Source organism: Flintibacter faecis (assembly GCF_014287875.1).
Taxonomy (GTDB): Bacteria; Bacillota; Clostridia; order Oscillospirales; family Oscillospiraceae; genus Lawsonibacter; species Lawsonibacter faecis_A.
The window spans coordinates 117767-130653 of sequence record NZ_JACOPN010000004.1; the positions used below are offsets into that span (position 1 = coordinate 117767).

General features: G+C 59.5%; 15 protein-coding genes and 1 riboswitch. Of the genes, 12 read left to right on the top strand and 3 right to left on the bottom strand.

Annotated features, from left to right (window positions below):
- Window position 1: 1 nt before the first annotated feature.
- Together dapA and asd are read right to left on the bottom strand one after the other, a co-directional pair.
- Window positions 2–892, bottom strand: coding sequence for a 4-hydroxy-tetrahydrodipicolinate synthase (gene dapA, locus H8S55_RS07250; protein WP_186878415.1), 891 nt, complete (start codon window positions 890–892; stop codon window positions 2–4).
- A gap of 57 nt (window positions 893–949) precedes the next feature.
- Entirely contained in the window at window positions 950–2041 is a 1092-nt protein-coding gene (gene asd / locus H8S55_RS07255; protein WP_186878416.1) for an aspartate-semialdehyde dehydrogenase, read from the bottom strand.
- A gap of 164 nt (window positions 2042–2205) precedes the next feature.
- Window positions 2206–2386: riboswitch (Lysine riboswitch) on the bottom strand.
- 78 nt (window positions 2387–2464) lie between these two features.
- Between asd and H8S55_RS07260 the strand changes: the two genes are divergently transcribed.
- Together H8S55_RS07260 and queA are read left to right on the top strand one after the other, a co-directional pair.
- A complete protein-coding gene (locus H8S55_RS07260) occupies window positions 2465–4303 on the top strand; it encodes a SpoIID/LytB domain-containing protein (RefSeq protein WP_186878417.1) in 1839 nt (612 codons plus the stop codon).
- Between the two features lie 50 nt (window positions 4304–4353).
- The gene (gene queA / locus H8S55_RS07265; protein WP_186878418.1) at window positions 4354–5421 is read left to right on the top strand and encodes a tRNA preQ1(34) S-adenosylmethionine ribosyltransferase-isomerase QueA; all 1068 of its coding nucleotides are present in this window, start codon (window positions 4354–4356) and stop codon (window positions 5419–5421) included.
- Between the two features lie 196 nt (window positions 5422–5617).
- On the opposite strand, the gene H8S55_RS07270 is transcribed toward queA, so the two are convergent.
- A complete protein-coding gene (locus tag H8S55_RS07270; RefSeq protein ID WP_186878419.1) occupies window positions 5618–5800 on the bottom strand; it encodes a hypothetical protein in 183 nt (60 codons plus the stop codon).
- 297 nt (window positions 5801–6097) lie between these two features.
- On the opposite strand from H8S55_RS07270, the gene H8S55_RS07275 reads away from it, so the two are divergent.
- The 10 genes from H8S55_RS07275 (at window position 6098) to xerD (ending at window position 12685) form a co-directional block, all read left to right on the top strand.
- Window positions 6098–6373 (top strand): type II toxin-antitoxin system RelB/DinJ family antitoxin, encoded by a 276-nt coding sequence (locus tag H8S55_RS07275; RefSeq protein ID WP_119346329.1) that lies wholly within the window; start codon window positions 6098–6100, stop codon window positions 6371–6373.
- Complete coding sequence (locus H8S55_RS07280; RefSeq protein WP_119346330.1) at window positions 6370–6645, top strand: type II toxin-antitoxin system YafQ family toxin; 276 nt, start codon at window positions 6370–6372, stop codon at window positions 6643–6645. The genes H8S55_RS07275 and H8S55_RS07280 overlap by 4 nt, the downstream gene beginning before the upstream one ends.
- Before the next feature lie 18 nt (window positions 6646–6663).
- On the top strand, window positions 6664–6867 hold the full coding sequence (locus H8S55_RS07285; protein WP_147562325.1) for a type II toxin-antitoxin system HicB family antitoxin: 204 nt from the start codon (window positions 6664–6666) through the stop codon (window positions 6865–6867).
- 200 nt (window positions 6868–7067) lie between these two features.
- Window positions 7068–8207 carry a tRNA guanosine(34) transglycosylase Tgt gene (gene tgt / locus H8S55_RS07290; RefSeq protein ID WP_186878421.1) on the top strand — a complete coding sequence of 380 codons (1140 nt, stop codon included), beginning with the start codon at window positions 7068–7070 and terminating at the stop codon, window positions 8205–8207.
- 115 nt (window positions 8208–8322) lie between these two features.
- Entirely contained in the window at window positions 8323–8601 is a 279-nt protein-coding gene (yajC, locus tag H8S55_RS07295) for a preprotein translocase subunit YajC (RefSeq protein WP_238043333.1), read from the top strand.
- 75 nt (window positions 8602–8676) lie between these two features.
- Window positions 8677–9102 carry a TIGR04086 family membrane protein gene (locus tag H8S55_RS07300; RefSeq protein ID WP_186878423.1) on the top strand — a complete coding sequence of 142 codons (426 nt, stop codon included), beginning with the start codon at window positions 8677–8679 and terminating at the stop codon, window positions 9100–9102.
- A gap of 80 nt (window positions 9103–9182) precedes the next feature.
- Window positions 9183–9323 (top strand): six-cysteine ranthipeptide SCIFF, encoded by a 141-nt coding sequence (scfA, locus tag H8S55_RS07305; protein ID WP_008980862.1) that lies wholly within the window; start codon window positions 9183–9185, stop codon window positions 9321–9323.
- A gap of 114 nt (window positions 9324–9437) precedes the next feature.
- Entirely contained in the window at window positions 9438–10859 is a 1422-nt protein-coding gene (scfB, locus tag H8S55_RS07310; protein WP_186878424.1) for a thioether cross-link-forming SCIFF peptide maturase, read from the top strand.
- A 269-nt stretch (window positions 10860–11128) separates the two neighbouring features.
- Window positions 11129–11758, top strand: a complete 630-nt coding sequence (locus tag H8S55_RS07315) for a stage II sporulation protein M (protein ID WP_186878425.1) — start codon at window positions 11129–11131, stop codon at window positions 11756–11758.
- A gap of 33 nt (window positions 11759–11791) precedes the next feature.
- On the top strand, window positions 11792–12685 hold the full coding sequence (gene xerD / locus H8S55_RS07320) for a site-specific tyrosine recombinase XerD (protein ID WP_186878426.1): 894 nt from the start codon (window positions 11792–11794) through the stop codon (window positions 12683–12685).
- Window positions 12686–12887 lie beyond the last annotated feature (202 nt).

The following is a 12887-nucleotide window of genomic DNA, read 5'->3' on the forward strand; positions in this document are numbered from 1 at the left end:
CTTACTTCAGCAGGTCCATCCGCTCCAGAGAGGCACGGAGCACCGCCAGGTTCTTCTCGGAGATGTCGCACAGGGGCAGGCGCAGGGGGCCGGCCTCCATGCCCATCAGGTTCATGGCCGCCTTTACGGGGATGGGGTTCACTTCGCAGAACAGGGCATCGATCAGGTCCATGTACTGAATCTGAATTTTGGACGCCTCCTCGAAGTTGCCGTCCAGGCACAGGTGGCTCATCTTCACCATCACGTCGGGGGCGATGTTGGACACCACGGAGATGACACCCTTGGCCCCCAGAGACATCATGGGCACCACCTGGTCGTCGTTGCCGGACCAGATGTAGAAGTCATCGGGGCAGACAAAGCGGGTGTGGGCCAGCAGGGAGAAGTTGCCGCTGGCCTCCTTCACGCCGTTGATCTTGGGATTTTCGGACAGGACCCTATAGGTGTCAGCAGTGAAGGACACGCCGGTGCGGCTGGGCACATTATAGAGGATAATGGGCAGCGAGGTCCGGTCGGCGATGTACTCATAGTGCTTGATGAGGCCGGTCTGGCTGGCCTTGTTATAGTAGGGAGTGACGTGGAGCAGGGCATCCGCGCCGGAGTCCTCCGCGTGCTGGGACAGATAGACAGCGGCGGAGGTGTCGTTGCTGCCCGCCCCAGCGATGACCTTCACCCGGTGGTCCACCCGCTTGACGCAGAACTCCACGGCGGCAATGTGCTCCCGGATGGACATGGTGGCGGACTCGCCAGTGGTGCCGCAGACACACACGGCATCTACCCCGGCGGCGATCTGGGCATCGATCAGACGGCCGAAGGCATCGTAGTTGATATTGCCGTTCTGGTCAAAGGGGGTGGCCAGGGCGCAGCAGGAGCCGGTAAATACAGGCGTTCTCATAAAAAACTCCTCTCTTTCAATGGAAAAATATCCCGTTTCGTGGGGAGGAAACGCAGCTTACTTGTGGTCGATGTAGCCCTCGGCGCACAGCAGCTCGGCCAGCAGCACCGCACCGCCGGCGGCGCCCCGCAGGGTGTTGTGGCTCAGGCCCACGAACTTATAGTCATACTGGGTGTCGGGACGCAGACGGCCCATGGATACGGCCATGCCGCCCTCCAGCTCCCGGTCCAGCTTGGCCTGGGGACGGTCGGGCTCCTCGAAATAGTGGATGAACTGCTTGGGGGCGGAGGGCAGCCCCAGCTCCTGGGGACGGCCCTTGAAGTCGGCCCAATCGGCCTTGATCTGCTCCATGGAGGGCTTCTTCCCGTCGGCGAACTTGACGAATACAGCGGCGGTGTGGCCGTCGGACACGGGGACACGCAGGCACTGGGCGGTGATGGCGGGGGCATCGGCCTTGACGATCTTGCCATTCTCCACATGACCCCACACCTTCAGGGGCTCCTGCTCGCTCTTCTCCTCCTCGCCGCCGATGTAGGGGATGACGTTGTCGATCATCTCGGGCCAGCGCTCAAAGGTCTTGCCCGCGCCGGAGATGGCCTGATAGGTACACACCAGGGCCTTCTCGATGCCATACTTCATCAGGGGGTGCAGGGCGGGGGCATAGGACTGGATGGAGCAGTTGGACTTGACGGCGATGAAGCCCCGCTTGGTGCCCAGGCGGGCGCGCTGGGCGGGGATGACCTCCAGATGCTCGGGGTTCATCTCGGGCACCACCATGGGCACGTCATCGGTCCAGCGGTGGGCGGAGTTGTTGGACACCACGGGGCACTCGGCCTTGGCATAGCGCTCCTCCAGGGCGCGGATCTCCTCCTTCTTCATGTCCACGGCACAGAAGACAAAGTCTACCATGCCGGCGATCTTGTCCACGTCGGCCTGGGCGTCCAGGACCACCATGGACTTGGCCTGCTCGGGGATGGACGTTTTCATAGCCCAGCGGTGGGCAACGGCCTCTTCATAGGTCTTGCCGGCGGAGCGGGGGCTGGCCGCGATGGCGGTGAGCTGGAACCAGGGGTGGTTTTCCATCAGGGTGACAAAACGCTGGCCCACCATGCCGGTGCCGCCAATGACGCCTACTTTATACTTTTCCATACGAAACGACCTCCAAACTATAGCTATGACGGGGGCTTTCCCTTCGTGCGCCGAACGGGGGAGAGGGCTGCGAGGGGAAAAAATAAATCAGCGGCTTTTCAAGCGGCTGATTTTGTACTATAATGTCGGCGTAGGTGTTGTCCGCCGCCGGCAAAATATTCACAAAAGCAGACAGCGCTCCATCAGACCAAACTGATGACAGTCGCAAGGCTGTTAACCTGGCGACCAGAACTCACTCTGCCGGGTGAGGAGTCCTTCGGCGGCCGTCCCCTTTCGGCATGGCTGAAACAGGAACCGGCTCCCTGACCATGCTTACTCCTGTAAGCCGCGACCTCTATCTAGCTAAATTTAAATTTATCCTACCATGTTTCAAATGGGGTGTCAATAGCGCAAACCGGACGAAACAGAGAAATGGAGCAGACCATGAAGAAAAAAATTATGCAGCTTGCCGCTGTTTTCCTTGCAATGACAATGTGTGTGCCCACTGTATGGGGGGCGCGCACAGACAGCGCCGATCAAAAGGTCCGGGTGGGTCTGGCCTCCTCCAGCAGCCACAACGCCACGGGGGAGCTGGCCTGCGCCCATCTGCAGAACAACACGGGCTTTGGCGCAGGCTATCGCTTTGGTTACTATGACAGCGACCTGAACTTTGTGGAGCTGGCCCGCACGGGGCAGAGCACCGACCAGATCGCCGTGCTGAAGGCCCGGAACATGTACTATGGCTATGACTCCTCCGCCGGAAAGTATACCTATTCCGAGAGCAGCCTGGGCGGCCCGGCGGTGGGCTGCTATCACATCCAGATCCCAGGCTCCTATGTCTCCTACAGCAACGTCGCGGCGGACGCCCAGCTGTACGGCGGTTTTGTGGCCTGGATCGACGGGGCCTATCAGGTGCGGGTGGGGTCCTACGCCACGAAGGAGGCGGCACAGGCCGCCCTGACCGACCTGCCCCAGGGCACGGTGGTGGGCACCAGTGCCTACGGCATGAACGTGGTGGAGACGGGGACGGACCGCATCCTGTTCCAGTTTGACATGGGCAAGGGGGGCGCTCTGGGTATCCTGCCCGATGTCACCGGGGCCGGCGACGTGCGCACCTGGTTCTCCGGCTATAAATACCGGGGGGGCTTTACTTACCAGCGGGTGAGCGGCAACGACCTGACTGTGGTGAACGTGCTGCCTTTAGAGGACTATATCCGGGGGGTCATCTGTTATGAGATGGGCAACTCATGGCCCTTGGAGGCCCTGAAGGCCCAGGCCATCTGCGCCCGGACCTATGTGCTGCGGCGGCTGAACTACCACGGCAGTCTGGGTTTTGACGTGTGCAACAGCGACGCCTGCCAGGTCTACCGGGGCGTGGGCAGCAACCGGGCCGACTATGGCCCCAGCGACACCAGCGACCGGGCCGCCTCCGAGACCGCCGGGCAGGTGCTGTGGTACAACAGCACCCTGGCCGACACCTATTACTCCGCCAGCCACGGCGGAGCCAGCGAGAGCGCCTATTATGTGTGGGGCACCAGCATGACCGACTACCCCTATTTGTGCGGCGTAAAGGACCCCTACGAGGCATCTGTGGCCGACCGGAACAGTTACTCCTCCTGGACGGTGACCTATTCCGCCCAGCAGCTCACCACCCGGCTCCAGAGCTATGGCTTTGGCACCAACACCAGCCTGGACCATCTGGAGCTGACCTATTCCGACCTGGGCAACGTGATCCAGGTGAAGCTGTGCTATGCCAACGGCCAGAGCAACACCATCACCCCCCGCACCAAGCCCCGGGGCATCCGGGCCCTGTTCGGCCTGAACTCCATCCGCTTTACGGTGAACGGCCAGGGGGCGGATTCCGCATCCTCCGCTTCTTCCGGTACCACCGGCGGACAGAGCACTTCACAGACCGGCTCCGGCTATCCCGTCAACGGCAGCGGGAGCCTGTCCGATTTGGACGGGGTCTATGTGATCTCCGGCGGCGGGACGGTTGCCAAAGCGGGGGAGAGCCTGTATACTATCACAGGGAGCGGGGCCACCGCCGCCCTCCGGCCCGCCGACAGCGGCAGCAATAATAATGGCAATAACAACAACGGCTCCGCCGGGGGCAAGGGCGTGGTATCCGTGTCCGGCGGCTCCTATGTCTTCAACGGCAGCGGCAACGGCCACCAGGTGGGCATGAGCCAGTTCGGCGCCAACGCCATGGCCCGCCAGGGCTTTGCCTATGACGACATTGTGGAGTTCTATTTCCCCGGCACCCATGTGGGGAGCTGCCGTTAAATCAGCTTGATGCATTCTATAGACTATTAGAGAAGAAAGGCGACATACGTTTGAAAACTTCTGATTTTGACTTTTACCTGCCCGAAGAACTCATCGCCCAGACCCCGCTGGAGCGGCGGGATGCCTCCCGGCTGCTGACCCTGGACAAGCACACCGGCCAGACCGAACACCACCACTTTTATGAGCTGCCCCAGTTTCTCCGCCCGGGGGACTGCCTGGTGCTGAACAACTCCCGGGTGCTGCCCGCCCGCCTCATCGGCCACCGGCCCACCGGCGGCGTGTGCGAGGTGCTGCTGCTCACAGACAAGGGGGAGGGCCTGTGGGAGTGCCTGGTCCGTCCTGGTAAGAAGCTGCGCCCCGGCGCTCAGGTGATCTTCGGCGAGGGCCAGCTCACCGCCACGGTGGAGGGAGAGCTGTCCGACGGCAAGCGCCTGGTCCGCTTCCACTACGAGGGTATTTTCCTGGAGATCCTGGAGCAGCTGGGCAAGATGCCCCTGCCGCCCTATATCAAGGCGGAGCTGCAGGACAACGAGCGGTATCAGACGGTGTACTCCAAAGTAATGGGCTCCGCCGCCGCCCCCACCGCCGGACTGCACTTCACCCCGGAGCTGCTGCAGCAGATTCAGAACATGGGGGTCGACCTCTGCTATGTGACCCTGCACGTTGGCCTGGGCACCTTCCGCCCGGTGAAGGCGGAGGACATCCAGGACCACGAGATGCACTCGGAGTTCTGCCAGATCAGCCAGGAGACGGCGGATGTCATCAACCGCACCAAGGCCCGGGGAGGGCGGGTCATCTGTGTGGGCACTACCTCCTGCCGGACTGTGGAGAGCTTTGCCGCCGAGGACGGCACCATGACCGCCCGCTCCGGCTGGACCAACATCTTCATCTATCCCGGCTACCGCTTCAAGGTGCTGGATGCCCTGATCACCAACTTCCACCTGCCCCAGTCCACCCTTATCATGCTGGTGTCCGCCCTGGCCGGCCGGGAGCACGTCCTGGCCGCCTATGAGGAGGCCGTGCGGGAGAAGTATCGGTTCTTCTCCTTTGGGGATGCGATGTTTATTGGAGACGTGATGCCCTCCAAGGCTGAAAACGGCGAAAAGCCCGCAAAATAAGGGTTTTCAAGGAAAACGCCTTAACCGCCGCAAAGACCTGAAAAAGCCGCGTGGATAACCGAAAAGCATCACGCATCGTTAGCTTTGAAGGGATGCTTATAAAATTGAACAACTTTTTTGGCGCATAATGTTGCGGCGATACTGCATAGACTGCATAAGATGGCCCCGACCTCAGTATATGAGGCCGGGGCTTTTCTCATGTCTTGTAGGTGAATGTGTGGGTCGCACCGTTCTTGAATGTGATGGAGGTGACGCGTCCATCGTTTACAACGATGTGGTCTATGATCTGCTGGAGGAAGCTGTGCGGGATGGAGGGGTCAATGGCTCGGATGTACTTCTCGTAGTCGATGTAGCGGTCTTCAATCAGCTTGTTCGCCATGATGTAGTACGACTGAAATGCCGAAGCTGCGGCTTGGAGATTGGGTATCATGCAGCGCATACATCAGACCGAGCGGCAATCACTCGTCTGGCCGGAGATTGCCGAGTGGTGGATGCCATCTACGCCGTCAATGACGTTCGGCGACGTGTTGGCACCTTGAAAACCGAAGACTGAGTAGGGGAGAGGCCGGGATTTTCCCGGCCTCTTTGCTTTCTTGCCACAAAATATATATAACATATTGACTTCAAGGTATGATGTGGTATAATATACTCAAAGAAATTAAAGGAGTGATTTCAGATGGCGAAAGTATCAACCAGCATTTCCATTGACGCCGATGTGAAAGCACAGGCTCAAGCTCTGTTCGCAGACTTCGGCCTTGACCTGTCCACCGCAATCAACATCTTCCTGCGGCAGTCGATCCGCGAGAATTGCATCCCGTTTTCCATTCAGCGCGAGGTTCCCAATGCGGACACCATCGCCGCTATGCGGGAAGCTGATGACATGGTAAACCACCCTGAGCAGTATGAGACCTTCCACAGTATGGAAGACCTGAAGAGGGCTTTGGAGGCATGAAGTACGATGTGAGGATGTCCACCCGCTTCAAGAAGGATATGAAGCTGGTGCAGAAACGTGGGTACGACCAGAGGCTTATTTTCGAGGTGATCGAATTGCTTGCCAACGGCATGAAGCTCGACGAGAAGTACAAAGACCACCTCCTGACCGGCGATTACGGCGGTTTCCGTGAGTGCCATATCACGCCCGATTGGCTGCTGGTGTACCAGTACAGGGAGCAGGAGCTTTTGCTGCTGCTGTCCAGAACTGGAACCCACAGCGACCTGTTCTGAACTATGGAGCAGGCGGCGATGACGTACAAGGGGTATTCGGCAAGGCCCGAATACTCCGCCGAGGACGGGGCCTTCTTCGGAAGGCTCCTCGGCATCAACGACTTAGTGAACTTCGAGTCCGCAAATGCAGAGGGCTTGGAGGAAGAGTTTCATAAGGCAGTGGACGACTATCTGGCGTTCTGCTCCGAAATAGGGAAGCAGCCCCAGACACCCACCGTCTGAAAATACGAGAAAGATTGCAGAATGTGGCGCGGCGGTCTTGACTGCTGCGCCTTGCATCTGCAAAGTATAGAGGGAACGATGAATGACTATGCAGAAAATCCGAAAATCACGCTTCGCGTGAGCATCGGTAATGCGATGTTTATCCATTGAGATCAAGCCATCTGTTTTTGGCTGTAAACAAGAAGTGAAGGAGTTTTGTTGTGTTTGAAGTGATAAAACAGGAGGGGAGAGCCCGGCGGGGGGTGTTTACCTGTCCCCACGGCACGGCCCAGACCCCGGTGTTTATGAACGTGGGCACCCAGGGGGCCATCAAGGGGGCGGTAGATGCTTTCGATTTGAAGGAGCTGGGCTGCCAGATCGAGCTGTCCAACACCTATCACCTGCACCTGCGCCCCGGCGACGGAGTGGTGCGGGACATGGGCGGACTGCATAAATTTATGCGGTGGGACGGCCCCATGCTCACCGACAGCGGCGGCTTTCAGGTGTTCTCCCTGTCCGGCCTGCGGAAGATCAAGGAGGAGGGCGTGACCTTCGCCTCCCACATCGACGGGCGGCGCATCTTTATGGGCCCGGAGGAGTCCATGCAGATCCAGTCCAATCTGGGCAGCGACGTGGCTATGGCCTTTGACGAGTGCATTGAAAATCCCTCCCCCCGGGAATACGTGGAGCGCTCCTGCGCCCGAACCACCCGCTGGCTGGAGCGCTGCGTGGCCGAGCACAAGCGGCTGAACGCCCTGCCCGGCTGTGTGAACCCGGAGCAGATGCTATTCGGCATCAACCAGGGGGGCACCTATCCCGACATCCGTGTCCGCCATATGCAGGATATCGCCAAGCTGGACTGCGATGGCTATGCCATCGGCGGTCTGGCGGTGGGGGAGCCCACCCAGACCATGTACGACATCATCGACGCGGTGGAGCCGCATATGCCAAAGGAAAAGCCCCGGTATCTCATGGGCGTGGGCACCCCCTCCAATATCATTGAAGGGGTGGCCCGGGGCGTGGACTTTTTCGATTGCGTCATGCCGGCCCGGAACGCCCGCCACGGCAAGCTGTTCACCTGGAAGGGCTTTCTCAACATCAAGAACGAGCGCTTCAAGCTGGACACCCGGCCCTTGGACGACGAGTGCGGCTGCCCCATGTGCAAAAACTTCTCCCGGGCCTATCTGCGGCACCTGTTCGTCTCCGGGGAGATGCTGGCCATGCGCCTGGCCGTGATGCACAACCTGTATTTCTATAATCAGCTGATGGCCCGCATCCGCCAGGCCCTGGACGAGGGGCGGTTTGAGGAATTCCGATGCCGGTATTCCGACCTGCTGGACCGCCAGGCCCCGAAAGATTGAGGGCGTTTACCAGGCAATTTTGCAAAAAGGCTTGTCAATCGGTCTGCAAGCCGCTATAATAAAGGAAATGCGTCTGCTGAGAGGCGGACAGTCCAAACATTTGGAGGGAAACACTTTGGAAAGTATTATCTTGATCGCGGTCATGTTCGCCATGCTCTATTTCTTCATGATCCGCCCCGAGAACAAGCGGAAGAAGGAAGCGGACAACCTGCGCAGTTCCCTGACCGTGGGCGACAATGTGCTGACCATCGGCGGCATCACCGGCACCGTATGTGCCGTGAAGGAGGGCACCGTGGTCATCGAGACCGGCGCTGACCGCGTCCGTCTGGAGATGACCAAGGAGTCCATCGCCACCCGGTTCACCAAGGATGCCAAGTCCGGCGAATCCAAGTAAGGCCAAGGAAAAACCGCATAGTTCACGCCCTCCCCGCATAGGTTTAGAACAAAACCGTGGGGAGGGCGTTTTTCTATGAAAAAACAGGAGAACAAGCGCGGGGAAATGGGGGAGCGCCCCTGGCTGAGGGCCGCCCTGGCCGTGCTGCGGGGCGGAATTCTGGCCTGCGGCACGGCGGCGGTGCTCCTGCTGGCAGCTGCCTGTCTCATCTCCGCCGGGGCGATGGGGGAGCGGTGGCTGATTGGCGTGGTCCCCGGGGCCTGCGTGGCGGGCAGTCTGCTGGGCGGGCTGTACGCTGTTGGCCGGACTGGCCGCCGGTCCCTGGCGGTGGGCCTGGGGACTGGGGTCACCCTATTCTTGCTGCTTCTGTGCGTGGGGCTGCTGGCCTATGATGCCGCCGGACTGGAGCGGGAGGGGGCCGGAACCCTGTGTGCCTGCCTGTGCGGCGGGGGGCTTGCGGGCGTGTTATCTCTGCCCCGAAAGAAAAAACGCAGAAGATGATTGAAATGCGAAAAGACTTATGCTATAATAAGTATAAATATTGCGGGGCTTGCCCCGACAACATCAGGAGGAGATACCAAATGAAGCACATCCAGACTCTGAACGGGGCCACTCTGAAGGCCAGCGCTGCCAAGGGCGGCTGCGGCGAGTGCCAGACCTCTTGCCAGTCCGCCTGCAAGACTTCTTGCACCGTTGCCAACCAGAAGTGCGAGAATCAGTAAGATAAATAGCCTTGACAAAAGGGTAGGCGTTAGCCTGCCCTTTTTTATGCCCACGCCCGGAAGATACGGGACAGAATAAAAGGGGCAGGAATTACAGAGGAGAGGAATTCAACAATGGTACATACCTTTACTGCACTGGGCCAGTATCTGGCCGCCGACGTGAACAGCGGCGCGGTCCATGTGCTGGACGAAATGAGCTATCGACTGCTGTCCGCTGTGGGGGAGGAGGGGCCCATGGCCCCGGAGATGCCGGAGACGCTGGCCCAGCGGCTGCCCCAGTATCCCATCCAGGAGTTGAAGGAGGCCTGGCAGGAACTGCACGGCCTTCAGGACCAGGGCCTGCTGTTCACCAACGACGAGTACATCGACCCGGAGAAGGCCATGGAGCTGCCCCGCCAGGCGGTGGTAAAGGCCCTGTGCCTCCACGTGTCCCACGACTGCAACCTGCGCTGCCGCTACTGTTTCGCCTCCACCGGTGACTTCGGCACCGGCCACCGCATGACCATGGACTTTGAAACGGCCAAGCGGGCCATCGACTGGGTGGTGGAGAAGTCCGGCAAGCGCCGGAACATCGAGGTGGACTTCTTCGGCGGCGAGCCCCTGATGGCCATGGACACGGTGAAACGTACTGTGGAATATGCCCGCTCCCTGGAGCAGGCGCACAACAAGTGCTTCCGCTTTACCATCACCACCAACGGCATCCTGCTCAGCGACGAGAACATCGACTACATCAACCGGGAGATGTCCAACGTGGTTCTGTCCCTGGATGGCCGTCAGAATGTGAACGACCATATGCGCCCCACCATCAACGGCAAGGGCAGCTATGACGTGATCGTGCCCAAGTTCCAGAAGCTGGTGGCCGGCCGGGGCACCAAGGACTATTACGTCCGTGGCACCTTTACCCGGGAGAATCTGGACTTCTCCGAGGACGTGATGCACCTGGCCTCTCTGGGCTTCCGCCACGTCTCTGTAGAGCCCGCCAGCGGGCCCCTGGACGATCCCTTTGCGATCAAGTGTGAGGATCTGCCCCAGGTGGATGCCGAGTATGAAAAGCTGGCCCGGGAGCTGATGGGCCGCAAGGATGTGAACTTCTTCCACTTTAACGTGGACCTGGCCCAGGGCCCCTGCGTCATCAAGCGCCTGCGGGGCTGCGGCGCAGGCTGCGAGTATGTGGCCATCACCCCCGACGGGGACATCTATCCCTGCCACCAGTTCGTGGGGAAAGAGGAGTACTGCATGGGCAACGTGTTCGACGGCTCCTTCAACATGGACATCTCCAGCACCTTTGCCAACCAGAACATCTACACCCGGCCCGCCTGCCGGGAGTGCTGGGCCCGGTTCTATTGCAGCGGCGGCTGCTCCGCCTCCAATCTGCTGGTGAACAACGACATCTCCAAGTCCAACGAGGTGGCCTGCGAGATGGAGCGCAAGCGTCTGGAGTGCGCCATTGCACTCAACGCCATCGCCGCCGGGATGGGGGAGGCCGTTCCCACTTGTAGCAATACGGATTGTAATCAGTGCGAAAGCTGCCAATAAGTTCTGGCTTTCTTTACTTTTAACTGGTTTTAGCGAGAAATAACTCAAATCTATTCAGAACGTCCTGCTGTCTGGCAGGGCGTTCTTTCATGCTGTTTTACGCAGTTAACATAATTTAGTTTACATAAAAATGATACATAACGGAAAAATTTTTGCAAATTGGCAAAAAACACTTGCGAAATCCGACGAAAACCGTTATAGTAATTATGTCACCTGTTTTGGTTCTATTTTCCTCTCTGCGGGCATACCCTGGCAGAGGGGTGAGCAAAATGGGAAAACGGCTGGGCAAGACTGCCGATCTCTTTTCCGACCAGGGCCTTTGTCTGATGGTCCTGTGCGCCGTCTTTTTGCTGGGCGGCGCGGCGGGCTGCCTGTTTTCCGGCGCGGCCGGACAGGCCACCGTGGCCGAGCTGACGCAGTATTTAACGGACTATCTCACGGCGGCTCAAGCGGGGACCGCCGCCCGGTGCGGCTTTTGGAGCGCCGCATGGCGCTATGTCCGCCTGTGGTTGGCCGTGGCCATCATGGGTCTGACCGCTCTGGGCGTGGCAGTGATCCCGGGGCTGTTCTTTGCCCGTGGCTTTCTGCTGGCCTTTTCCACCGCCTGCTTTTACCGCGTCTTCGGCGGACAGGGGGTGTGGCCCGCTGTGGTCCTGTTCGGTCTGCCCGCCCTGTTTTGGGCCCCGGCACTCTTTTTATCCGGGTGGCAGAGCCTGTCCGCATCTTTATGGCTTCTGCGCCGCTGGCGGGGACAGGAGCGGGGCAGCGGCCCCTTTTCCCCGGTCTACTGGCTGCGTCTGGCTGTATTGTGCGGGCTGATGCTGCTGGCGGGCGGGGTGGAGTGCTCGGTTGCCCCCGGTCTGCTTCGGGCTGCTGCCAAGCTGGCCATGGGCACATAACTTTTATCACAACGATGGAGGGAGGGAACGGTGGTGTCCGACTGGATCGACGCCTATGAGGACTATTTAAAAACGGAGAAGCAGGCATCGGCCAACACGGTCAGCTCCTATCTCCGGGATGTGCGGCAGTTTGCCTCCGCTATGGAGGAGCAGGAGCACTCCCTGGCCCAGGTCACGCCGTTGGAGGTGGAGGGCTATATCCGCCGGCTCACCGTTTTGGGCAAGTCCCCCGCCACAGTGACCCGCTCTCTGGCCTCCATCAAATCCTTTTATCATTATTTGCTCCTGCAGGGTGAGGTGTCGGGGAATCCGGCCAGATCTGTGGCTCCCGCCAAGGTAGAGCGCAAGCTGCCCCAGATCCTCACCAGCCGGGAGGTGGAGCTGTTCCTGGCCCAGCCGGAGCCCACCGATGCCAAGGGCTGCCGGGACCGGGCTATGCTGGAGCTGCTCTATGCCACCGGCATCCGGGTCAGCGAGCTGATCTCCCTGGACGTGGACGACCTGAACCTCCCTGGCGGGGTGCTGAAATGCGTCAGCCGGAACAAGGAGCGGATCATCCCCCTATATCCCGCCGCCATCCAAGTGCTGAATGACTATGTCCATCACGTGCGTCCCCGGCTGGTGGAGAATTTGAACGAGACCGCTCTGTTTGTGAACATGAACGGGGAGCGGATGAGCCGCCAGGGCTTTTGGAAGCTCATCAAGCACTATCAGGAGAAGGCTGGTATTGAAAAGGATATCACGCCCCACACCCTGCGCCATTCCTTCGCCGCCCATCTGCTGGAGAACGGTGCGGACCTGCGCTCTATCCAGGAGATGCTGGGCCACGCGGACATCTCGTCCACCCAGATATACTCCCGTCTGGTGAACCAGAAAATCAAGGATGTCTACCGCAAGGCCCACCCCCGGGCCATGAAGGCCGTATAAAATGAAATCAAGTAGATATAAAAAAGGAAACATCAAGTCCCATGTCCGCACCGTCAAGGTGTTGGCATGGGGCTTTTTGTATATCAGAAGAGCAGATACACCTCGTAAAACGGCTAAGTTCTCCTATATAGGGGTGTTCTTTCTTTGTGGAATATGGTATACTCGTTTTAGTTTAACAAACCGGAATTTGTGAAATCCACAT

Bases quoted from the DNA above. Each gene is read 5' to 3' on its own strand.
- dapA (WP_186878415.1), bottom strand. From the start codon at position 892: ATGAGAACGCCTGTATTTACCGGCTCCTGCTGCGCCCTGGCCACCCCC.
- asd (WP_186878416.1), bottom strand. From the start codon at position 2,041: ATGGAAAAGTATAAAGTAGGCGTCATTGGCGGCACCGGCATGGTGGGC.
- H8S55_RS07260 (WP_186878417.1), top strand. From the start codon at position 2,465: ATGAAGAAAAAAATTATGCAGCTTGCCGCTGTTTTCCTTGCAATGACA.
- H8S55_RS07270 (WP_186878419.1), bottom strand. From the start codon at position 5,800: ATGGCGAACAAGCTGATTGAAGACCGCTACATCGACTACGAGAAGTAC.
- H8S55_RS07275 (WP_119346329.1), top strand. From the start codon at position 6,098: ATGGCGAAAGTATCAACCAGCATTTCCATTGACGCCGATGTGAAAGCA.
- H8S55_RS07280 (WP_119346330.1), top strand. From the start codon at position 6,370: ATGAAGTACGATGTGAGGATGTCCACCCGCTTCAAGAAGGATATGAAG.
- H8S55_RS07285 (WP_147562325.1), top strand. From the start codon at position 6,664: ATGACGTACAAGGGGTATTCGGCAAGGCCCGAATACTCCGCCGAGGAC.
- H8S55_RS07300 (WP_186878423.1), top strand. From the start codon at position 8,677: ATGAAAAAACAGGAGAACAAGCGCGGGGAAATGGGGGAGCGCCCCTGG.
- scfA (WP_008980862.1), top strand. From the start codon at position 9,183: ATGAAGCACATCCAGACTCTGAACGGGGCCACTCTGAAGGCCAGCGCT.
- scfB (WP_186878424.1), top strand. From the start codon at position 9,438: ATGGTACATACCTTTACTGCACTGGGCCAGTATCTGGCCGCCGACGTG.
- H8S55_RS07315 (WP_186878425.1), top strand. From the start codon at position 11,129: ATGGGAAAACGGCTGGGCAAGACTGCCGATCTCTTTTCCGACCAGGGC.